The organism is Nocardia sp. NPDC005825 (assembly GCF_040630175.1).
In the GTDB taxonomy this organism is placed as follows: domain Bacteria; phylum Actinomycetota; class Actinomycetes; order Mycobacteriales; family Mycobacteriaceae; genus Nocardia.
Genome location: NZ_JBEXXC010000009.1, coordinates 1 through 21,403, shown reverse-complemented (window position 1 = coordinate 21,403; position 21,403 = coordinate 1). Strand labels below are relative to the sequence as shown.

23 protein-coding genes are annotated in these 21,403 nt (G+C 68.8%); 11 read left to right on the top strand and 12 right to left on the bottom strand.

From position 1 onward, the window contains the following. Positions 1-72 precede the first annotated feature (72 nt). Together ABZ382_RS23625 and ABZ382_RS23620 are read right to left on the bottom strand one after the other, a co-directional pair. A complete protein-coding gene (locus ABZ382_RS23625) occupies positions 73-681 on the bottom strand; it encodes a hypothetical protein (protein ID WP_357092479.1) in 609 nt (202 codons plus the stop codon). Between the two features lie 195 nt (positions 682-876). Continuing rightward, a complete protein-coding gene (locus ABZ382_RS23620) occupies positions 877-3,087 on the bottom strand; it encodes a serine/threonine-protein kinase (RefSeq protein ID WP_357092477.1) in 2,211 nt (736 codons plus the stop codon). 308 nt (positions 3,088-3,395) lie between these two features. Between ABZ382_RS23620 and ABZ382_RS23615 the strand changes: the two genes are divergently transcribed. The 3 genes from ABZ382_RS23615 to ABZ382_RS23605 are packed head-to-tail and all read left to right on the top strand — an operon-like array spanning position 3,396 to position 6,759. Beyond that, positions 3,396-3,548 carry a hypothetical protein gene (locus tag ABZ382_RS23615; protein ID WP_357092474.1) on the top strand — a complete coding sequence of 51 codons (153 nt, stop codon included), beginning with the start codon at positions 3,396-3,398 and terminating at the stop codon, positions 3,546-3,548. Further along, positions 3,545-6,061, top strand: a complete 2,517-nt coding sequence (locus ABZ382_RS23610; protein WP_357092471.1) for a sensor histidine kinase KdpD — start codon at positions 3,545-3,547, stop codon at positions 6,059-6,061. The genes ABZ382_RS23615 and ABZ382_RS23610 overlap by 4 nt, the downstream gene beginning before the upstream one ends. Continuing rightward, positions 6,058-6,759 carry a response regulator gene (locus ABZ382_RS23605; protein WP_357092468.1) on the top strand — a complete coding sequence of 234 codons (702 nt, stop codon included), beginning with the start codon at positions 6,058-6,060 and terminating at the stop codon, positions 6,757-6,759. Before ABZ382_RS23610 ends, ABZ382_RS23605 begins: the two co-directional genes overlap by 4 nt. A 210-nt stretch (positions 6,760-6,969) precedes the next feature. On the opposite strand, the gene ABZ382_RS23600 is transcribed toward ABZ382_RS23605, so the two are convergent. Beyond that, entirely contained in the window at positions 6,970-8,163 is a 1,194-nt protein-coding gene (locus ABZ382_RS23600; RefSeq protein WP_357092465.1) for a cytochrome P450, read from the bottom strand. Between the two features lie 128 nt (positions 8,164-8,291). On the opposite strand from ABZ382_RS23600, the gene ABZ382_RS23595 reads away from it, so the two are divergent. The 6 genes from ABZ382_RS23595 to ABZ382_RS23570 all read left to right on the top strand — a co-directional run bounded on the left by ABZ382_RS23595 (position 8,292) and on the right by ABZ382_RS23570 (position 12,559). After that, positions 8,292-8,951 carry an HAD family phosphatase gene (locus ABZ382_RS23595; RefSeq protein ID WP_357092462.1) on the top strand — a complete coding sequence of 220 codons (660 nt, stop codon included), beginning with the start codon at positions 8,292-8,294 and terminating at the stop codon, positions 8,949-8,951. 70 nt (positions 8,952-9,021) lie between these two features. After that, positions 9,022-9,486 carry an OsmC family protein gene (locus tag ABZ382_RS23590; RefSeq protein WP_357092459.1) on the top strand — a complete coding sequence of 155 codons (465 nt, stop codon included), beginning with the start codon at positions 9,022-9,024 and terminating at the stop codon, positions 9,484-9,486. Then, positions 9,483-9,764 carry an acylphosphatase gene (locus ABZ382_RS23585; protein ID WP_357092456.1) on the top strand — a complete coding sequence of 94 codons (282 nt, stop codon included), beginning with the start codon at positions 9,483-9,485 and terminating at the stop codon, positions 9,762-9,764. Before ABZ382_RS23590 ends, ABZ382_RS23585 begins: the two co-directional genes overlap by 4 nt. A 27-nt stretch (positions 9,765-9,791) precedes the next feature. Beyond that, positions 9,792-10,922, top strand: a complete 1,131-nt coding sequence (locus ABZ382_RS23580; protein ID WP_357092453.1) for a hypothetical protein — start codon at positions 9,792-9,794, stop codon at positions 10,920-10,922. Continuing rightward, positions 10,922-12,085 (top strand): glutathionylspermidine synthase family protein, encoded by a 1,164-nt coding sequence (locus ABZ382_RS23575; protein WP_357092450.1) that lies wholly within the window; start codon positions 10,922-10,924, stop codon positions 12,083-12,085. Before ABZ382_RS23580 ends, ABZ382_RS23575 begins: the two co-directional genes overlap by 1 nt. Before the next feature lie 21 nt (positions 12,086-12,106). Beyond that, positions 12,107-12,559 (top strand): DUF350 domain-containing protein, encoded by a 453-nt coding sequence (locus ABZ382_RS23570; RefSeq protein ID WP_357092447.1) that lies wholly within the window; start codon positions 12,107-12,109, stop codon positions 12,557-12,559. A gap of 4 nt (positions 12,560-12,563) precedes the next feature. Here ABZ382_RS23570 and ABZ382_RS23565 read toward each other — a convergent pair whose 3' ends face one another. The 6 genes from ABZ382_RS23565 to ABZ382_RS23540 form a co-directional block, all read right to left on the bottom strand. Beyond that, entirely contained in the window at positions 12,564-13,145 is a 582-nt protein-coding gene (locus ABZ382_RS23565; RefSeq protein WP_357092445.1) for a dihydrofolate reductase family protein, read from the bottom strand. A 115-nt stretch (positions 13,146-13,260) separates the two neighbouring features. Continuing rightward, on the bottom strand, positions 13,261-14,118 hold the full coding sequence (gene mutM / locus ABZ382_RS23560; RefSeq protein ID WP_357092443.1) for a bifunctional DNA-formamidopyrimidine glycosylase/DNA-(apurinic or apyrimidinic site) lyase: 858 nt from the start codon (positions 14,116-14,118) through the stop codon (positions 13,261-13,263). Then, the gene (rnc, locus tag ABZ382_RS23555; RefSeq protein ID WP_357092440.1) at positions 14,119-14,889 is read right to left on the bottom strand and encodes a ribonuclease III; all 771 of its coding nucleotides are present in this window, start codon (positions 14,887-14,889) and stop codon (positions 14,119-14,121) included. 17 nt (positions 14,890-14,906) lie between these two features. Further along, the gene (gene rpmF / locus ABZ382_RS23550; protein WP_033088742.1) at positions 14,907-15,089 is read right to left on the bottom strand and encodes a 50S ribosomal protein L32; all 183 of its coding nucleotides are present in this window, start codon (positions 15,087-15,089) and stop codon (positions 14,907-14,909) included. 2 nt (positions 15,090-15,091) lie between these two features. Beyond that, positions 15,092-15,751, bottom strand: coding sequence for a DUF177 domain-containing protein (locus ABZ382_RS23545; RefSeq protein WP_357092436.1), 660 nt, complete (start codon positions 15,749-15,751; stop codon positions 15,092-15,094). A gap of 107 nt (positions 15,752-15,858) precedes the next feature. After that, positions 15,859-16,626 (bottom strand): DivIVA domain-containing protein, encoded by a 768-nt coding sequence (locus tag ABZ382_RS23540; RefSeq protein ID WP_357092434.1) that lies wholly within the window; start codon positions 16,624-16,626, stop codon positions 15,859-15,861. Positions 16,627-16,848: 222 nt separating this feature from the next. On the opposite strand from ABZ382_RS23540, the gene ABZ382_RS23535 reads away from it, so the two are divergent. After that, the gene (locus ABZ382_RS23535; protein ID WP_357092431.1) at positions 16,849-17,406 is read left to right on the top strand and encodes a GtrA family protein; all 558 of its coding nucleotides are present in this window, start codon (positions 16,849-16,851) and stop codon (positions 17,404-17,406) included. Between the two features lie 223 nt (positions 17,407-17,629). Continuing rightward, positions 17,630-18,730, top strand: a complete 1,101-nt coding sequence (locus ABZ382_RS23530) for a hypothetical protein (protein ID WP_357092429.1) — start codon at positions 17,630-17,632, stop codon at positions 18,728-18,730. 141 nt (positions 18,731-18,871) lie between these two features. Here the strand turns inward: ABZ382_RS23530 and coaD are convergent, their stop codons facing one another. From coaD to modB, 3 genes are all read right to left on the bottom strand, one after another. Then, entirely contained in the window at positions 18,872-19,363 is a 492-nt protein-coding gene (gene coaD / locus ABZ382_RS23525; protein WP_357092426.1) for a pantetheine-phosphate adenylyltransferase, read from the bottom strand. A 120-nt stretch (positions 19,364-19,483) separates the two neighbouring features. Further along, a complete protein-coding gene (locus ABZ382_RS23520; protein WP_357092423.1) occupies positions 19,484-20,533 on the bottom strand; it encodes an ABC transporter ATP-binding protein in 1,050 nt (349 codons plus the stop codon). Further along, on the bottom strand, positions 20,530-21,288 hold the full coding sequence (gene modB / locus ABZ382_RS23515) for a molybdate ABC transporter permease subunit (RefSeq protein ID WP_357092420.1): 759 nt from the start codon (positions 21,286-21,288) through the stop codon (positions 20,530-20,532). The genes ABZ382_RS23520 and modB overlap by 4 nt, the downstream gene beginning before the upstream one ends. Positions 21,289-21,403: the final 115 nt, after the last annotated feature.

Here is a 21,403-nt window from a genome sequence, read left to right as displayed (position 1 = left end):
GGACGTCAGCTTAGGGTTCCCACACTGCCGACGCGAGATCTGGTACCGGTTGGTCTTTTCCGGCCCGCTCGCTCAGCCGCCCTGCAAAGCGTTGCCGATCCCGGTGGCGGCGCCGAGCTCGTAACCGACGGCCGCGCAGATGGCGCCGATGGTGACACCGGCCACGATCGCACTGAGCACGGCGCCCACCACGGCACCGACGCCGGCCCCCGCGAGAGCGCCGCCCCCGATACCGATGGGCGCACCCATTCCCAGGGTCGGAACACCCATGGCGAGACCACCCGCGACCCCGCCGATGGCCGCACCGACCGCGGCCCCGACGAGCGCTCCCGGCACGGCCCCGATCACCGCACCCGACGCGGTCCCCGCGACCGCGCCGATGATGAGACCGGCGGCGCCACTATTCACGTTCAGGTTGGTCGCGTTTTCCGAGTAGCCGATGGGGGCCGCGGCGTTCTTCGCCTGATCGAGGATGGCGGCGGGAATCGGCGGCACGCCGGGCGGCATCGGGACGAGCTGAAGCTGCTCGACGAGCGCGGGGGCCGGGTCGCCGGGTTGCGCAGCGGCCTCAGCGGTGGCGATGGAGCAGGTCACGGCGGCGGCCAGTGGTATCGCGCCGACGATCGGCAACAGAGCGCGTCGCGACGCGCTGGTCCGGGATCCTCCATACCGACGAGCCATTCGATCGACCACCCTCTCGCTGGATTCGACTTGGAAACGCTCCCCTGACTACCGGTGATGGGCATGTGCGTTTCGAACGATAGCTGACCGATAGCTGTTTCCGGCCGAACGCCATGGCCTGTCTCGAATCCCGTGCGTGGATCCTGCCAACAAGACGGGACACGGCCGTATCTCGGGCAGGCCCCGGCTGAGTTGCTAGACCACCCGCTCGAGCGCGCGCAAGTCTGCGTGCAGCTTGCGGAACAACCAGTAGACGGCGACGAATGCGAGCCCGGAGGCCGCGCACAATCCCAGAACCGAATCACGCACGATCGGAAGCTCCTCGGGTTCGAGGGTGGTGAATCCGGCCAGCACCCCGACCAGCGGCACTGATGCCGTTACCGCGAGATAGGCCGTGGTTCTGCGACGCAGCGCGCGAAGATCGGCGGAGTCATCCGCCGTGGTGCGGCCGCGGTGCAAGTAGATGGGATAAACACAGCGGACGACGTAGAACGTCGAAAGGAAGAAGGTGTAGGCAACCGAGACGGTGCCCATCACCAGAACGGTCGTCACCGCATGGACCACCATCCGCGCCGGGAGGTCGGTGAACCGGATGAGCAGCGCCACCCCCATCGCGGTGCCGAGAACCGCGAACAGGAGAGTGTTCATCGCACACAGGTCGCCCCAGAACAGTGTTCGCGACCGCACCCGCGCGAGCATTACCTCGTCATAGCGTCTGCCATGGCGCAAGCCGCGCGGAACCGCGAGCAAATCACGCGACATGTACACGTAGACGAGGACGGAGAAGGGCAGGGCACAGAGCTCGAAAACGATGACGCCCCTGAGGAGCTGCGCCATGGTGGCATCGGTCAGGTGGTCGGCGAGCAGTCCCCGCATGTGCAAGCCCCCATAGATATGAGCCAGGCTGACGCCGACCAGCGAAGATGACCACAGGACGAGGGTGGGCTGTCGGGAAAGTCGTGCCCGCCAACTGTTCGGCGGCGGGTAGACCAGGTCACGGGCCCTGTCCTCGAGGCACAAGTCGAGCTGCTGAGCCAATTCCGTGCCGCACGAGTAGCGGTCTTCGCGCTCGGGCGACAGACACTTCAACAGCACTCGGCGCAGCGCCATCGGGCAATCCGGCGGCAGCTCCGACAGGAACTCCGGCTCGACGGGTCTGCGCCGCAGCTCGAGCATGCGGGCCAGCGACGTCTCCGACTCGCCGGCCGCTGCTTCGTCCGCGAATGGGCGGCGGCCGGTGAGAAGCTCCCACAGCATGACACCCAGCGCGAAGATGTCGCTTCGAGTGTCGAGGTCGGCGGCGGTCGCCGGCAGGTCCGGATGGCAGGCCTCGAGCTGTTCGGGCGACATGTACGCCAGCGAACCGCCGAAGTACGCCAGGGGGCTCGTGCCCTTGATCCGGTTGCTGGAGCTGACATTGAAGTCGGCCAACTTGGGGATCCCCTCGGCACTCAGCAGCACGTTCGCGGGTTTGATGTCTCGATGCAACACCCCTCGTTCGGCCGCATGCTGCAACGCGTCCGCAAGTCGGCGGCCCAGCCAGGCGACGGTCTCCGGCCACGTCAGTGCCGCGGTCCGGGTCCGAACGGCGGATTCGGTGGGCCGAACCTCGCCCTTCGCCGCGAGTACCTCGTCGATGGCATCGAGCAGCAGCTGCCCACTGCGGTGTTCCGCGGGTCTCGCGCGCTGAAAGCGCAGCACATCGAGCAGAGTTCCTCCGGGTAGGTACTGCATGTAGAGCAGCTTCAGCTCGCCATCGGCGATCAGCCGCTGGTCGTAGATGCGCACGATGTAGTCGTGGTCCAGTTGGGCGAGGGTCTGCGGCTCGATGCCGTGATTGTGGGAAATCTTGACCGCGACCAGTCGCTGCATCGATTGCTGCCGAGCGAGATACACCTGGGCGAAGGCACCGGATCCGATCCTCATCAGGAGGTCGAAATCGTCGATACGCTCGCCGACATCGATGGCGTCGAGAACTACTTGGGCACGGGGACGAGCAATCATCGTGCTGCGGTAATCACTCGTGAGCCATGCCGGTTCAGGGCCGGCCATGGCAGTGGCCTCGACACGCGGGGCAGCCCCATCGGCGGCGGCGGAACCGCGGCGCATGGCGTGGAACTCCTCGTAGACCAGCTCGGCCGGCAGCGGACCATTCTGCAGCTCCGCGAATTCCGCACGATATTCGGTCAGTCGTTTGGGAAAGTGATGACGAAGCCAGCGGTATTCGAGGTCGATCTTGATCAGTTCGATCAATATCGTCCGCCGATCGACCGGTTCACGGGGTAGATATGCCGACAGGTCGGGTGGGAACCCGGTTGCCCAAGCCTCTGAGAACAGTGCCACGACAGTGGCGAGCGCTGTGCGGGTTCGTTCAGCTGAATCGACCAGATCGATCGGCTCGTGCATCGGCGGCTCGAGATCAGCCCCAGGCGATTGCACGGCGGCTACCGCGCGATGCGACCTCGTACCGGAGTCGCCCCACATCGTCTCCTTTCCACCAGACCTCCTGTTCAAGGGTATCGCTCCGAAACGAGCGCATGGGCGGCACGAGTAGGGAGCGGCCGCGGCAGACGTACTCGCTCGGATGACGTCAACAACCCGACACACCCCCGTAAAGAAACCGTCAGGATCGGTGACTTGACCAGCATCGGAGGTATGAAGTGGGGAGCCCGGCCACGGCCGGGGCGATCGCCGTACACATCCAAGGAGAAACCGTGCCGCACGTCGCCGTCACCCTGATGGTGATCTTCGGGTTCATCGGCTGCGCGCTCATACTGCGCGCCATGGCCAACGCCGAAGCCCGCCGTGAACCCGTCCGCATGGCACAGCAGGGCATCCGCGCACCTCGCGCGATGATGGACGAGTGAAGCGCGGTCAACTACGGATCTATCTCGGTGCCGCCCCCGGCGTAGGCAAGACCTACTCGATGCTCGCCGAAGCCCATCGGCGACTCGAGCGCGGTCGCGACGTCGTGGCCGCCGTCGTGGAGACCCACGGCCGCAGCAAGACCGCCGAACTGCTCGCCGGAATCGAGCGCATCCCACCCAAGCTGGTCGAGTACCGCGGCGCGACCCTGCCCGAGCTCGACGTGGAAGCCGTACTGCGCCGTCGGCCCGCGGTGGTGCTGGTGGACGAGCTGGCGCACACCAACATTCCCGGCGGCAAGCACGAGAAGCGCTGGCAGGACGTGCAGGACCTGCTGGACGCGGGCATCGACGTGGTGTCCACGGTCAATGTGCAGCACCTCGAGAGCCTCAACGACGTGGTCGAGCAGATCACCGGCGTGGTGCAGCGGGAAACCGTGCCGGACTGGGTGGTTCGCGCCGCCGACCAGGTCGAGTTGGTCGACATCACGCCGGAAGCGCTGCGGCGCAGAATGTCCCACGGCAACGTGTACGCCGCCGAGAAGGTCGACGCCGCGCTGCGCAACTACTTCCGGCCCGGCAATCTGACCGCGCTACGCGAACTCGCGCTGCTGTGGCTGGCCGACCAGGTCGACGCGGCACTCGCGAAATACCGCGCCGACCACCACATCACGACCACCTGGGAGGCGCGCGAACGCGTCGTGGTGGCGGTGACCGGCGGCCCGGAATCGGAGACCATCGTGCGGCGCGCCAGCCGCATCGCCGCCAAATCCAGCGCCGAGCTGATCGTGCTGCACATCGTGCGCGGCGACGGCCTGGCCGGAGTCTCGACGCAGCGTCTCCACCGCCTGCGCGACCTGGCCACCGGACTCGACGCCGAATTGCACACCGTCACCGGCGAGGACGTCCCCACCGCGCTGCTGGATTTCGCTCGGCAGGTCAATGCCACCCAGCTGGTGCTGGGCACCTCCCGGCGGTCGCGCTGGGCGCGCATGATCGACGAGGGTATCGGCGCCACCGTGGTGCAGGAGTCCGGCAAGATCGACGTCCACATGGTGACCCACGAGGAATCCAACAAAGGCGGCTTCCGCTGGTCCGCACTGACCCGGGGCGAACGCAAACTGGGCTCCTGGTCGGCGGCGGTCCTCGTGCCGTCGCTGATCTGCGCGGTCATCTACTTCTGGTTCGACCAGCTGCTGGACCTCAGCGGCGAGAGCGCCCTGTTCTTCATCGGCGTCATCGCGGTGGCGCTGCTGGGCGGTGTCGCCCCGGCGGCGTTGTCCGCCTTGCTGTCCGGGGTGCTGTTGAACTGGTTCTTCACCCAGCCCCGCTACAGCCTCACCATCGACCAGCTCGACAACTTCCTCACCATCGTGGTGCTGCTGCTGGTAGCGGTCGCGGTGGCAGCGCTGGTGGATGTGGCGGCCAAGCGAACCTTCGAGGCGCGCAAGGCTTCTCGTCAGGCCGAACTGCTGACCCTGTTCGCGGGCTCGGTGCTGCACGGCGCGGATCTGCAGGCGCTGCTGGAACGCGCACGGGAGACGTACGGCCAGGACGCGGTCAGCCTCGTCACCGACGACGAGGTGCTCGCGTCGGTGGGAGATCAGCCGCCGACCAAGGTCGGCGACGCCGAGACCGCTGTGGAGGCGGGCGATGACATGCATTGGCTGCTCTTGCGAGGACGAGCTGTGACGTCCGGGGACCGCTTGGTGCTGGGCGCGGTCGCAAATCAGGCGGCGGGACTGGTGCAGCAGAAACAGCTGCGCGCCGAGGCCAGCGCCGCCCAGGCGGTCATGGAGGCCGACAAGCTGCGCCGTGCGCTGTTATCGGCGGTCAGCCACGACCTGCGCACCCCGCTGGCCGCGGCCAAGGCGGCGGTATCGAGTCTGCGCAGCGACGATGTGGAGTTCTCCCCCGAGGACACCGCCGAATTGCTGGAGACCATCGAGGAATCGGTGGATCAGCTGACCGCCCTGGTCGGCAATCTGCTGGACTCCTCACGCCTCGCGGTCGGGGTGATCAAGCCGCAGATGCGCAAGGTGTACCTCGACGAGGTGGTGCATCACGCGCTCATGGGCATGGGTACCCGCGGCATGCGCCGCACCACCATGGACCGGGTGAAGGTGGACGTCGGCGCCATCGCGGTGCACGCGGATTCCGGTCTGCTGGAACGTGTCCTGGCCAACCTGATCGACAACGCCGCCCGCTACTCCCCCAGGGATTCGATGGTGCGGGTCGCGGCCGAGCAGGTCGGCAAGCGGGTCGCGATCACGGTGGTGGACACCGGGCCCGGCGTGCCGACCGGCTTGGAGGATCAGCTTTTCGAGCCCTTCCAGCGCCTCGGCGATCGCGACACCTCCACCGGCGTCGGCCTGGGCCTGTCGGTGGTGCGCGGATTCGTCGACGCCATGGGCGGCACGGTGCACGCCGAGCCCACCCCGGGCGGCGGACTGACCATGGTGATAGACCTGCCCGGGGGCCACGAACCCGCGGACACGACCGAGGAGAACAGGTGACCAACGCGGCGGCAGCGCCGATCAAAGTGCTGGTGGTCGACGACGAACCACAGATCCTGCGCGCCCTGCGCATCAATTTGTCGGTCCGCGGATACGAGGTGACCACCGCCTCCACCGGCGCCGCCGCCCTGCGCGCCGCCGCCGAGAAGCACCCCGAGGTCATCATTCTCGACCTCGGCCTGCCCGATATGGACGGCATCGAGGTGCTGGGCGGCCTGCGCGGCTGGACCACCACCCCGGTCATCGTGCTGTCGGCCCGCACCGACTCCTCCGACAAAGTGGAGGCGCTGGACGCGGGCGCCGACGACTACGTCACCAAACCCTTCGGCATGGACGAACTGCTGGCCCGCCTGCGGGCGGCCGTGCGCCGCTCGGCCGTCACCGCCGACACCCCGGAACCGGTCATCGAAACCGCCTCCTTCACCGTCGATCTGGCGGCCAAGAAGGTCACCCGCCACGGCCGCGACGTCCATCTGACCCCCACCGAGTGGGGCGTCCTGGAGATGCTGGTCCGCCACCAGGGCAAACTGGTCGGCCGCCGGGAACTGCTGCGCGAGGTCTGGGGACCGTCCTACGCCACCGAAACCCATTACCTGCGCGTCTATCTCGCCCAGCTCCGGCGCAAACTCGAGGACGACCCCTCACAGCCCAAGCACCTGCTCACCGAGGCGGGCATGGGCTACCGCTTCCAGCCGTAAGCAGATCAGGGAGCTCCCCGGGAGCTCCCTGATCCTGTTCGCAGCCCCGAGGATCGGCAGGGCCGGCGTGGGTTCGGGTCACGGCGGCGAATTCCCCGGGGTGTGGCCAGATTTGCCGGACCGGGTGACGGCCGGGCGTCCGCACGGTGATGGGCGCGCGAACAGTGGCCGGGGATTCGCCGCGTGTTCTGCGCGTCGGTGGCGTGGCGCTCACCGGGTCATGCGCACCGGCAACGACTTGAGGCCATTGTTGAGGTTCGAGCGGATGCGGCGAGCGTCGCCGGTCTGCTCCAGCTTCGGGAAGCGGGCCAGCAGTTCCTCGAAGAACACCCGGCCCTCCAGCCGCGCCAGGTGCACGCCCAGGCAGAAGTGCTGCGCCAGACCGAAGGACAGGTGCGGGTTGGGGTTGCGGCGGATGTCGAAGCGGCCGGAATCGGCGAACACGTCCTCGTCGCGATTGGCCGAGGTGTACCACATGGCCACCTTGTCGCCCGCCTTGATCGGGACGCCGCGGATCTCGGTGTCGGCGGTCGCGGTGCGGCGGAAGTAGTGCAGCGGGTTGGCGAAACGCAGGATCTCCTCCACCGCACCGGGAATCAGCGACGGATCCTCGCGCAGCGCCGCCAGCTGCTCGGGGTGCTGCATCAGCAGTTGCAGCCCGGAGGACAGCATGGTCTTGGTGGTGTCGTTGCCCGCGGTCACCAGCTGGGTGAAGAAGCTGCCGAACTCCAGGTCCGACATGGCGTTCCCGCCGAAGGAGCCGGCCAGGATGAGCGAGGTCAGGTCCTCCTTCGGCGGCTCGGTGCGCCGCGCCATGGAGAACTGGATGGCGTAGATGGCCATATTGGTGAGCTCGGCGGTGACGTCGAAATCGCCGACCAGATCCGGATCCTGTTGGCTGACCGACTGTTCGGCCCAGCGACGCAGGCTCGGCCAGTCCTCGGCCGGAATCCCGAACAGCCCGCCCACCACCTGGCTGGGCAGCACGCCCGCCACGTCGTGCACGAATTCCACATCGCCGTCGACACTGTCGAGCAGGGCGACGGTGAGCTCGCGGACGCGGTCCTCCATATCGCCGACCACCCGCGCCTTGAAATGCTCGGCCAGCGGCTTGCGGTACTCGGTGTGCCGCGGCGGATCCATCATGAGCAGCATGTTGCGGGTCTGCTCGAGCCGTTCGGGCGGCTGGTTCTCCAGGATCACGCCCTCGACCTCGGCGGAGAACAGCTCCGGATTGCGGGCCACGTGCGCCACGTCCGCGTGCTTGAGGATCGCCCAGTACCCGGGCTCGCCGGGCATCTCCTGCCAGTGCACGGGATCGGTGCGCCGCAGCTCGGCGAAGATCTCGTGGATCGGTCCGGCCACATACAGCTCGGGGTCATAGATGTCGCTGACCGTGCCCACGGTCCACCTCGGTATTCACTTGCGGGTATGCCTGTTCCGCTTCGGACGCTAATCCCGGACGCGACCCGGCGGCGCGGTTCCGGAGGGCGGTCCCAGTCAGTGGACCGCCATGAACCACCATGGACGCCATGTCTGTTGCCGCGATCGTGTTCGACATGGACGGTGTGCTCATCGACACCGAACCCATCTGGGAGGAGGTGCGGCGCGAGTACATCGACGAGATGCGCGGGCGCTGGCTGCCCGACACCCAGGACCGGTTCATGGGGATGAGCACCGCGGAATGGTCGCGGTACCTGAGCGAGGACCTGCTCGACGGCCGTCGCACCCCCGACGAGGTCGCCGAGGACGTCATCTCCCGCATGGCCGCCCGCTACGCCGACCACCTCCCGCTCATGCCCGACGCCGTCGCATCCGTGCGCCGCCTGGCCGCGAGCTACACCCTCGGCCTGGCCAGCTCCTCCCCGCGCCGGCTCATCGACGTGGTGCTCGACCACATGGGCGTCACCGACCTGTTCGCGGCCACGGTGTCCACCGAGGAGGTCGAGCGCGGCAAGCCAGCCCCCGACGGCTACCTCGAGGCCGCCGCCCGCCTCGGCCTGGACCCGGGCCGCTGCGTGGCGATCGAGGATTCCAGCAACGGCCTGCGCGCCGCGCACGCCGCCGGGATGACGGTGATCGCCGTCCCGCACCCCAAATACCCGCCCGCCGCCGACGCCCTCGCCGCGGTCGCGTACGTCGCCGACGACCTGACGCAGGTCACACCGGAATTGATCGCGGAATTCCGCTGACCACCTCGGTGTTCCGAACGATCGGCAACCGGATGGTTGTCCCGGGTGACCCAATGGGAGGATTTGTCCTATGTCCGAACAGACCGCCGCACCGCAAACGCCCGCCCTCGACCCGGCGGCCGAGCCGGTCAAGCTGTGGGCCGAACGCACCGGCACCCGCGCCTACACCGGCCGCAACAACCGCGGCGGCGAGGTGCTCATCGCGTCCGCGGGCGTGCCCGGCGCGTTCACCCCGGGTGAGCTGCTGAAGATCGCGCTCGCCGGGTGCACCGGTCTGAGCGCCGACTTCACCCTCGCGCGCCGGCTGGGCGACACCTTCGACGCCACCGTCCACGTCTCCGGCGACGCCGACCGCGAGAACGAGCTCTACCCCGAGCTGACCGAAGAGGTCGAGCTGGATCTCAGCGAGCTCGACGAGGAGTCGCGCCAGCGGCTGCTGGTCGCCGCGCAGCGCGCCATCGACAAGGTGTGCACCGTCGGCCGCACCCTGAAGGCCGGCACCACGGTCAACCTGACCTTCCGCGTCGATTCATGAGCGATGCTCCGGTCCGGCTCAGCGCCTGGGTGCACGGCATGGTCCAGGGCGTCGGCTTCCGCTGGTGGACCCGGTCCCGCGCGCTGGAGCTGGGCCTGACCGGATACGCCCGCAATCACCGCGACGGCCGCGTGCACGTCATCGCCGAAGGTCCCCGTGATGCCTGCGAATCGCTGCTCGGCCTGCTACGTTCCGGTACGACACCAGGTCGGGTAAATCTGGTGGTGGAAGACTGGGGTCCCGCCGCGGGCGGAATGACAGGATTCGAAGAACGCTAACGCGCGGCGAGCCCACGGAGTCGACGAATGGCCACTGATCGTCCCGGCGGTCCGGACAACCCGGATCGTCCCACCCCCGACCCCGCGCACCCGTCCGAACGACCCGGTCCGCCAAGCGAATCCGCCGATTCCGGCAATCCGGCCGAGCCGACGCCGGACGCCCCCACCCCGCCGCGCAGCGACCGCAACGCGCCGACCATCCGCGCGAGCCGGGCGTCCGACCCGACCATTCCGCCGCCCGGCGACGAGCCCGCAGCCACGCCAGATTCGCCCGGTGAGTCCGGTTCCGAGCCTTCGGGTCCCACGCCGACGCTCCGGTTTCCCGCTCAGGAGCCCGGCGGGAATCAGCCCACACTGCCACTATCCGGCGCATCCGCGACCCCGCCCGATGCGAGCGAACAGCACCCGCCCCATCCGCTCGCCGGTGAATCACATGGCGGCGCAGGCGCTTTCGGCAGTCCCGGCGCCGCACCGCTCGGCGCGGTCACCCCGCCGCCCGGCGTCGAGCCGCCGTTCACCCTGCCGATGCCGTCGCTGGAACCCGACGTCCCGCCGGTGCCCGCGGTTCCGGAACCCCCGCGGCGCGGGAGCATCATCTCCCAGCAAGCGGGGATCACGCAGCCGCGTCCGCCGACGGTGGCCGAGGTGCGAGCGCGGGAGAAGGCCCGCAAACGGGCCGAGGAGCAGCAGCAGGCCGAGGCGGAGGCCGCGGAAGCCAAGCAGCGCAAGAAGAAGCGGGTCCTGATCGGCGGCGCCGCCGTGGCGGGCATCGCGGCACTGGTCGGCGGCGGCTACCTGGTGGCCTCGGCCTGGAGCGGACCCGACGTGACCGCGTCCTGCACGGTGGTCGCCGACAAGGGCGAGATCGTGCCGATCGGCAACGGGCAGTCCGTGACCGCCGACCGCGACAACCAGGAGATCGTGGTCCCGGACAACTACTGCTCGAGCGCCACGTCCAGCGGGAACCCCGGAACGCACACGAGCACCTTCATCTACCTGGGCCATTCCTACCGCTACTACTACGGCGGCAACACCACCATCGGGCACGCGCCCACCGGTGGCACGACTGTCGCCCCCAAGGGCGCGACAGTGAAGACCAAGAGCGGCAGCACGATTCAGCGCGGCGGCCTCGGAGCGAAGATCGGTGGAGGTTCCTAGTGCGGCGGGTTCGCAGCACTCCGCGGCCGGGCTGGCAGCGGATCATCGAGGGTCAGGGTCTGGTCTACGGCTCTCCGGGGCAGTACGCCGACGGTCAGCCGCGGCCCTACTGGGACGAATCGGTGCACTACGAGTTCGACATGGATGAGATCCTCGCCATGGAGGCGCAGGTCGAAGTGCTGCACTCGATGTGCCTGCACGCGGTCGAACAGGTCGTCCTCATGGAGCGTTTCGCCGATTTCGGTCTGCCGCAATGGAGCTGGGAGCACATCACCAAGTCCTGGCACCGCTCCGACCCGCACGTCTACGGGCGCTTCGACCTGCGCTACGACGGCCGCGGCCCGGCGAAACTGCTGGAGTACAACGCCGATACGCCCACCTCCCTGCTGGAGGCGGCGATCGTGCAGTGGCACTGGCTGACCGACACCCACCCCGACGACGATCAGTGGAATTCCCTGCACGAGAAGCTGGTCGAGCGCTGGGGTGAGCTGCGCGGGAACCTGCCGGGCAGTCAGCTGCACTTCACCTGGTCGGGTTCGGACGGTTCCGGCGAGGACAACGTCACCACCGCGTACATGCAGGAGACCGCCGCGGAGGCCGGATTCGACACCATCGCCCTGCCCATCGAGGAGGTCGGATTCGACACGGAGCTGGACCGTTTCGTGGATCTGGCCGAGGCCCCGATCGAGGCGATCTTCAAGCTGTACCCGTGGGAGTGGGCGCTGGACGACGACTTCGGCCGCCGCGTGGTGGAGTCGCTGCCCGAAACCATGTGGATCGAACCGCTGTGGAAGACACTGCTGTCGAACAAGGCGATCCTGGCGGTGCTGTGGGAGATGTACCCCGGCCACCCCAATCTGCTGCCCACCTACCTCGACGATCCGCACGAGCTCACCGAGTACATTCGCAAGCCCAAACTGGGCCGCGAGGGCGCGAACATGACCATCGTCGGCGCGGGCCTGGAAACCGCCACCGGCGGCGTCTACGGCGACGAGGGCTACGTCTACCAATTGCTGGACCCGCTGCCCGAATTCGACGGTATGCGACCGGTACTCGGTGCTTGGATCGTGGGCGACACGTCCGCGGGGCTGGGCATCCGGGAGACCGTCGGCCTCATCACCGATGACAGCTCCACCTTCGTCCCGCACCGCATCCCGCAGTAACCACACCTCGGAGGACCACCGATGACCACCGCTCTCGCCCTCGAAGCCGGGTACTGGCATTCACTCGGCCGCGGCGTAGGCGCCATCCTGGCCTATGCCCTGCTCGGCCTGGTGCTCATGCTGATCGGCTTCCAGGCCGTGGACGTGACCACTCCGGGCCCGCTGCGCGCCATGGTGTCGCGCGGCCTGCCCAACGCCGTCGTGATCAGCGCGTCGGCCATGATCAGCATGGCGCTGATCGTGGTGCTGGCCATCTACGCGCAGGCGGGCAAGCTGTCCGAGGGGCTGCTGGCCGCCACCGTCTACGGCCTGGTCGGCATTGTGGCCCAGGTGATCTCGGTGCGCGTGCTCGAATTCGTGATCGGCATCGATATCGGCGAACTGCTGAAGAAGCCGGAATTCAGCACCGAGTCCCTGGTGGTTGCGGCCGCTCAGTTCGCGATCGGCCTGGTGGTCGCGTTCGCGATCCTCTGACCCGTCAGCGGACCCGGCTGTACTTGATGAAGGCCACGCCGTCCTCGAAGATCCGGCTGGTGAGCACCCGGAACTTGGCCGGTTCGGGCAGCCGTCCGGCGGCTCCGAACAGCGGCCGCCCGTGCCCCAGCACGATCGGGTACAGCTTCAGGAACACCTGATCGATCTCCGGCAGCAGGGTCTGGGCGAGCTCGCCGCCACCGCACAGCCAGATGCCGAGTCCCTTCTCCCGCTTGAGCTCCCGCACCCGCGTGAGCGGATCCTCCGAGATCAGGTCCACCCCGGCCGCGGGGCTCTCGGGCAGCGTCGTGGACACCACGAACTGCCGCAGATGCGAGTACGGGCTGGACGTGCCGGTCCGCACGCCGAAGTCGTGGGTCTTGCGGCCCATGATCACGGTGTCGAAGTTCTGGCACGGTTTGTCGACGCCGAGCACCTGACGAACCTTGGTCGGCAGCGTCTCGGGATACTGCGCCATGATCGCGGGCCCGTGATCACCCCCGACCGGGAAGAAGTCGACCGAGCCGTCATCGGTGGCGATGAATCCGTCGATGGTGGCCGCGACGTAGTAAGTCAGTTTGCGCATGTGTTCCTCCAGCCGGCACCACGTGTGCCGCTACTGAAAAGGTAGCGCCTGAACCCGAGGGATTTGCCGGGTCCGCAAGATCAGATCGCCCGACCCCGAAGAAAACCTGCTGGTCTCAGCCTCGCGGCCGAGGCTGACAGCGCGGGCACGAGAAAGACGAACGATTCATGAACTTCTCCCGGCGCATGATCGCGCCGCAGCGGCGGCAGGGCTCGTCCTCGCGGCCGTAGGCGTTGAGGGAGCGTTCGAAGTAGCCCGATTGGCCGTTCACGTTGACGTAGAGGGCGTCGAAGGAAGTGCCGCCCGCGCGCAGGGCCTCGTCCATGACGGTGCGGGTCTCGGCGAGCAGGGTGTGCAGCGCGGGGCGGGTCAGCTTGGCCGCGGGACGCTCGCCATGGATCCTGGCTCGCCACAGCGCCTCGTCGGCGTAGATATTGCCGACGCCGGAGACCACGGTCTGGTCGAGCAGGAGGCGCTTGATCTCGGATTGCTTGCCGCGCAAGGTCTTCACCACGGAATCGGCGTCGAAACGCTCGTCCAGGGGGTCACGGGCGATGTGGGCCGCGGATTCCGGCACCCAGGTGCCGTCCACCTCGACCAGGTCGGAGAGCTGCCAGCCGCCGAAGGTGCGCTGGTCGACGAAACGGAGTTCCTGGCCGTCGTCGAGGGTGGCGATGATGTGCGCGTGCTTCTCGAGCGGCGCGGAGGCGGGCTGGACCAGCATCTGCCCGGACATGCCGAGGTGCACGACCAGGGAGGTATCGGGCTCGTCGAAGGTGAGCCACAGGAATTTGCCCCGCCGATGCGCGGCGTCGACGCGCAGACCGGTCAACCGGGCGGCGAGGTCGTCCCCGCCGAACGCGTGCCGCCGCACCGAACGCGGGTGCTTGACGGTGACGCTGTCCAGGACGCGGCCCACCACATGCTCGGTGAGTCCGCGCCGGACGACTTCGACCTCGGGAAGTTCGGGCATCTAGCTCAGCGAGCCGTCGGCCGAACCCTCGGGCGCGTTCTCGGCGTTCAACGCCTTGTAGGCCGCGCCCGCTGCCTTCTGTTCCGCTTCCTTCTTGGAGCGGCCCACCCCCTGGCCGTAACCCTTCCCGCCGATCACCGCGGTGGCGGTGAACTCCTTGTCGTGGTCGGGTCCGGTGGAGGTGATCTCGTAACTGGGCACGCCGATACCGCGCTCGGCGGTCAGCTCCTGCAGGCTCGTCTTCCAGTCGAGCCCGGCCCCCATGCGGGGACCGCGCTCGAGCAGAGCGGCGAACAGGCGCAGCACCACTTCCCGCGCGACATCGATGCCGTGCTGCAGGTGCACCGCACCCAGCAACGACTCCATGCCATCGGCGAGAATGCTGGGCTTGTCCCGGCCGCCGGTGAGCTCCTCGCCCTTACCGAGCAGCAGGTGGCGGCCGAGACCGCCGGCGCCCAGCCCGCGAGCGACCTCGGCGAGCGCGTGCATGTTGACAACGCTCGCACGCAGCTTCGCCAGTTCGCCCTCGGACTTGTCCGGGTGCTCCAGATACAGGCGCTCGGTAATGCTCAGGCCGAGCACCGAATCGCCCAGGAACTCCAGGCGCTCGTTGGTCGGCAGGCCACCGTTCTCATAGGCGTACGACCGGTGCGTGAGCGCGAGGCGCAACAGCTCCGGCTGTACGTCTACGCCGAGCGCCTCGAGCAGGCTGGCATGGTCGGCGGCGTCACCTACGGCGGGAATATCCGCCGCGTCCTTGCTGGCGGTCACGGTGGGCTATACGCGAATCAGATCGCGGAGGTGACCTGACGGCCCTTGTAGGTGCCGCAGCTGGGGCACGCGATGTGCGGCAGGGTCTGCTGACCGCAGGCGCGGTTCGGGCAGGTGATCAGGGTCGGCGCGGTGGCCTTCCACTGGCTGCGACGCGCGTGGGTGTTGGCACGGGACATCCGGCGCTTCGGAACGGCCACGACTAGCTCTCCTCTGTCTTACTTGCGGCACCGTTGTGTCCCGCAAGGGTGGAATCGGTTGATGGGTCCGACGCAGTGTCTGCATCGGTGGACTCAGCGGTGAAATTCGCGAGCCCGGCCCAGCGAGGGTCAAGTATCTCATGACCGTGGCCGGAACCCGCAATCGCCATCTTGACGCCGCATTCCGGGCACAAACCCGCGCAGTCCGGCTCGCACAGCGGCTGCAGCGGCAGCTCCATGCCGACGCCGTCGACGATCACCGGCTCGAGGTCGATGAAATCGTCCACCAGACGCGGGATCTCGTCTTCCTCGGTGGTCTGCTCGGTCGCGCTGTCCGGGTAGGCGAACAGCTCGGTCAGCTGCAATTCGAGCGTGTCGGTGAACGCGTCGAGGCATCGCGAGCATTCGCCCTCGATGGGAGCGGTGACCGTACCGGTGACGAGCACGCCCTCGGAGACGGACTGCAGCGTGAGATCCAGCTCGACCTGCGCGCCTACCGGGATGCCGACCATTTCCAGGCCGATCCGATCGGGGGTGGCGAAGGTGCGCTGCAGCTGCTTCATCGAGCCGGGCTTGCGTCCGAGACTGCGTACGTCCAGCACGAAGTCCGCGTCCGTCAGCTTGTGACGATGGCGCGAACCATTACCGGAATCGGCGGACATCTCTGACACTCACCTTCACGATCGGCTGGGGATGGGCAACCACCCCACAATACCGAAAGCCCCGCTCGCGACCCAAATGGGCCGAAGCGGGGCAATCGGGCCGTCTATCAGCGGCGGAAGCCGGGCGACTCGGTGCGGAACTCGGCGGCGTAGTCCGGCACGGGCGAGCCCGAACGCACCTGGTGGCGGCCCCGGCCGATGATGCGCAGGGTGTTGTGCAGGGTCTCCTCGAAGTCGGCGAGCTTGCCGTCGACGTAGTCGTCGCATTCGGAGCGCAGGCGGTCGGAGTCGGCCTGGGCGGTGTCGATGAGCCGGGCCGATTCGGTGTGGGCGGCGCGGACCACCTCGGTCTGGGAGACCAGGCGATCCTGTTCGGCCTTGCCCTCGGCGACCGAGCGGTCGTAGGAGGCCTGACCGGCGGCGGCGAGACGGTCGGCCTCGGCTCGGGCGCGGCCGGTGAGGGAGTCGTACTCCTTCTGACCGTCGGACACCGTGCGCTCGGCCTCCTCCTCGGCCGAGGCGACCAGGTGGTCGGCGTGGGCGCGGGCCTCGGCGACCATGCGGTCGGCGTGCGCCTTGGCGTCGGCCAGGATGCGGTCGGCCTCCTCGCGGGCGGAGGACACGGTGTGGTGGGCCTGGTCGTTGGCGGTCTTGACCGTGGTCTCGGCGCCGGTGCGGGCGTCGGTGACGATCTTGTCGCGGTGATCGAGCACGTCCTGGGCGTCGTCGAGCTCGCCGGGCAGCGCCTCGCGGACGTCGTCGAGTAGCTCCAGCACCTCGCCGCGCGGCACGATGCAGTTTCGGGTCGGCGGGATGCCGCGGGCCTCTTCGATGATGGCCACCAGTTCGTCGAGCGCTTCGAATACCCGGTACATGTGCTACCCCACTCTCCTGCCAGGACTCACGGCGAGACTCTCCGCTTCCGCCAGTCTGCCAATCTCCGCGCTGTCAACAAGGTCCGACACGGCGTGTCGCGGGTTTTCCGCAACATGGCCTGTTTCACAGATCCGGCAGGAAAAACAAGTGGAGGAAATAGCTCCACTTGGTTTACCGTTGAGGAGCAAGACAGATAACGGCGTGTTCGGATGGGGTAGACGATGGCTGTCCACGAGATTCCGGAGCGGGCGACGATGCCCGTCCCCGGGCTGGTGCACACCTATACGTTGGGCTCGGAGGCCATCGCCTACGGTTCCGAGGCGCTCGCCCAGAGCACCGACGCCCTGCGCGCGACCGGCGTGCGCTGGTCGGCCCGGATCGGGGCCTGGCTGCGCGGCGACGCCGCTTTCGCCCAGTTGATTCGCTTCGCCCTCGTCGGCGGTCTCAGCAATGTCGGTTACATCCTGCTGTTCCTCGCCCTCTACGGCGGCGGCCCGCAGGTGGCGAACCTCGCCGGATCCGTGGTGAGCACCGCACTGGCCAACGAGATGCACCGGCGGCTGACCTTCCAGGCGGCCGACCGGGTGCGCTGGCACACCGCGCAATTGGAGGGCGGGGCGCTCGCCCTGGCCGGTCTCGCCATCACCTCCGGCGCGCTGGCCGTCCTCGAGGTCACCGCCCCCGGCATGGGCGATATCGCCGAAGCCCTTGCGGTACTGGCGATTACCGCCGCAGTCGGCACCATCCGGTTCCTCACCCTGCGGCTCTGGGTGTTCTGAGCCCCACACCCCCACATGTTCTCCGCGAACGCGGGAACCCCTTTCGGCGCGTCGACGTCCAAGCCAGTATCGACGACGAAAGGGGTTCCGACATGGACCGTGGGCGCGGATGCCTTGGGGGACGGCGGGATACGAGCGGACCACGGCCCCAGCGGCCCCCGGGACGGCGGTGCGGATCGTGCGTGCGGCACCGGCGTCCGCGGCCGCCCCGGCAGGAGGGCTGATGACCGCTACGACGAACTCCGCCACCGATGCGACTGTCGGGGACGCCACGGCGACCGGCTCGGCCGAATTCCCGGTGACCGGCTCGGCCCGGACCACCAGCCGGGTACCGGCGAGGGTCGATGGTGGACGACATTGCGGGGCACGGGAATCCCGGAAGGCGCTGCTCGCGGGGTGTGGCGCGCAGCGGGGCCCGGGACGTCACTCGGGCACCGGACCGCGGGGCAGATCCGGGCAGCGGGCGCACGAGCCGATGCCGACCGCGCCGGACCGGCGCGAGCAGCATCGGCAATTGATCGGAGCCTTGCTGCCGGAGATGGCCGCGGGCAGCGTGGTGAGTCATCAGTCGGCCGCCGTGCTGTACGGGACCACCTTGTGGCGGGCGCCGCTGGATCGGGTGTGCGTGACCCGCAATCGCAAGGGCGGCGGGCGGACCCGGCCGTTCGCGAAAGTCCATGGCTCGCCGGTGGATCGCGCGGTCGAGGTCGACGGACTGCCGGTCACCACCCCGGCGCGGACCGTGGTGGATCTGGCGCTGACGCTGCCGTTCGAGGCGGCGGTGGTCGCCGGTGACGCGCTGGCCGGCAGGTTCGGACTGAGCACGGCCGAACTCGGCGAGGAGATCGCGAAGGCCAAGGGCCGCTACGGCATCGGCCAGGCGAAGGAGGTGATCGCCCTGCTCGACGGCCGCAGCCAGAGCATCGGGGAATCGGTCAGCCGCACCATGATCGAGCGGCACGCGCTGCCGCGGCCGAGCTCCCAGGGCAATGTGCTGACCCCGGACGGCCGTTTCGTGGCGCGCGTCGACTTCTACTACGAGTCCGCGGGCGTGCTGTGCGAGTTCGACGGGCCCACCGAATACGGCCGCCTGCTCCGCCCGGGCCAGGACTTCGCCGCCGCCATCCGCCGCGAGCGAATCCGCGAAACCTACCTGCGCGCCCTGGGTTTCGAGGTGGTCCGCTGGACGTGGGACGATCTCGTCCGCGACCGCGCGGCCCGCCGCCTGCGCGCCGCGCTGTCCCGCTCCCGGCCCCGACCCGACGGCCGAATCGAGCCCGCCGCCGCGGTACCTGCCCATCCGGCCTCGATCCGCGTGTTGTGACACAACGCGGCGGCCGAGATGCTCGGGACGGCCGCGCACGACACGGCGTCGCCGAACAGCCGCGCTGGGTTGAGCGGAAGGCTCGAATCCGCGCACCCGCTGGGCCGTATGGGGTTGCGGCCCAGCGGGATGCGGGGTTCGTCAGGCGTCGGCTTTGCGTTCGGCGATGCGGGCCATGAGCCGCTTGTGGACGGCCGGGGGCAGCAGGTCGGCGATGTCGCCGCCGAGCGTCGCCACTTCCTTGACCAGGGAGCTGGAGACGAAGCTGTAGGCGGGGTTGGTGGCGATGAAGTAGGTGTCGACGCCGGTGAGCTTGCGGTTCATCTGCGCCATCTGGACTTCGTAACCGTAGTCGGTGGCGTCGCGCAGGCCCTTGACGATCGCGGTGATGCCCTCCTGCTTGGCGAAGTCCACCAGCAGCCCGCGCCAGGATTCCACGCGCACGTTGGGCAGGTGGGCGGTCACCTCGCGGATGAGCTCCATGCGTTCCTCGACGGTGAACATCCCCTGCTTGTTGGGGTTCACCACCACGGTCACGACCACCTCGTCGAATTGCTCGGCGGCGCGGGCGATCACGTCGAGATGTCCGTTGGTCACCGGGTCGAAGGACCCGGGGCACAGTGCTCCAGCCATGGCCGCACGCTACCGCATTCCAGGGTGCCACCCACGCCCACCCCAACCTTCGCACAGCGGATACACCTGGTCAGCTACGGTTTCGCGACCGCTTGGGCCGGACCGGCGCACCGGGGACGGTCAGGCCGGATAGCTGTGGATCTCGGTGGCTTTCACCGCGGCCCACAGCCGCAGACCGGGTTGCAGGCGCAGCTCGGCGACGGCCGCGGGGGTGACGTCGGCCAGCACGGACGGGGTTCCGTCGAGTCGGACGCGGGTCGTGTTGGCGTGTTGTTCCACGCCCGCCACGGTGACCGGCCACGTATTGCGGGGACTGCCGGACGGCTGCTCGAGGTGCAGGCTGACCGCGGTCGGCGGGAAGGCCAGGAATACCGGGCCCGAGGCCGGGTCGGCGACGGCGAGCACGCCCCCGCCCTCGACAGCCACCGAACCATGGTCGGCGGTGCCGCGAAACAGATTGAGGCCGACCAGGTTCGCGACATAGTCCGAACGGGGACGGCGGGCGATCTCGACGGGCGCGCCCTGCTGGACCACCGCACCGCGCTCGAGGATCACGAGCCGATCGGCCAGCACCATGGCATCGAGCGGATCGTGGGTGACCAGCACGGTGTGCCCAGGATAGTCACGCAGATGGTGGGCGAGATCGCTGCGTACCTGCAGCCGGGTACTGGCGTCCAGGGCCGCGAGCGGCTCGTCGAGCAGCAGCAGTTGGGGGTCGGTGGCCAACGCGCGGGCCAGCGCCACCCGTTGGGCCTGACCGCCCGAGAGCGCTCGGGGCGTGCTGTGCGCGTGGTCGGCGAGGCCGACCCGGTCCAGCCATGTCTCGGCGCGAGCGCGGGCCTCGGAACGACGCACACCCCGCGCGCGCAGACCGAATGCCACGTTCTCCCGCGCCGAAAGATGCTGGAACAGTAGATAATCCTGGAAGACCACGCCCACTGCGCGGCGTTCGGCGGGCAGGAAGATCGCGGGCGGCGCATCCCAGACCCGGTCGGCCACCGCGATCCGGCCGCCGGTGAGCGGCAGCAGACCGGCCAGTGCCCGCAGCGCGGTGGTCTTCCCGGCCCCGTTGGGACCCAGCAGCGCGACGACCTCACCGGGCTCGACGGTCAGGTCGACGTCGAGGCGGAATCGGTCCCGCTCGACACGGAGTTCGGCGCGCAGTGTCACACCGCACCTCGAATCCAGCGTTCCCGCAGCGCGACCAGCACGGCGACCGACACCACGAGCAGCACCAGGCTGAGCACGATCGCGGCGTCCGGATCCGTCTCCAGTGCGAGATAGACCGCCAGCGGCATGGTCGTCGTCTTCCCGGGGAAGTTGCCCGCGAAGGTGATGGTGGCGCCGAACTCACCGAGCGCCCGCGCCCAGCACAGGACACCGCCCGCGATCACCCCCGGCAGCACCGCGGGCAAGGTGACGCGGCGGAAGGTGTACCAGGGGGAAGCACCGAGCGTGGCGGCCGCCTCCTCGTACCGGGTGTCGGCGGCGCGCAGCGCGCCTTCGACCGAGATCACCAGAAAGGGCATGGCCACGAACGCCTCCGCGACGACGACCCCCGGGGTGGTGAACGGCAGCGACACCCCGAACCAGTCGTACAGGTATTGCCCGAACAGCCCTCGACGGCCGAAGACCAGCAGTAGCGCGACACCGCCGACCACCGGGGGCAGTACCAGCGGAACGGTCACCAGTGCCCGGATCAACCCGCGTCCCGGCACGTTCGCGCGGGCCAGCAGCCAGGCCAGCGGAATCCCCAGCACGAGACAGATCACCGTCGCCAGGCTCGCGCACAGCAGTGAGAGTCGTAGTGCCCGAGCGACTTCGGCGCTGAAGAGCCGTGTGGTCAGCGTCGGCCAGGGGGCGCGCACCAGCAGCCCGATCAGCGGTGCGATCAGGAAGGCCAGCGCGCACACGGCGGGCAGCACGAGGACGAGGGGACGTCGCCCTCGTGCTGCCCGCCGACGCGGTGCGGGGGGCGGGACCGACGCGAACCGGAACGGGTGGGGGGGCGCCGCACGGGGGTTCGAATGCGGCGGGGGC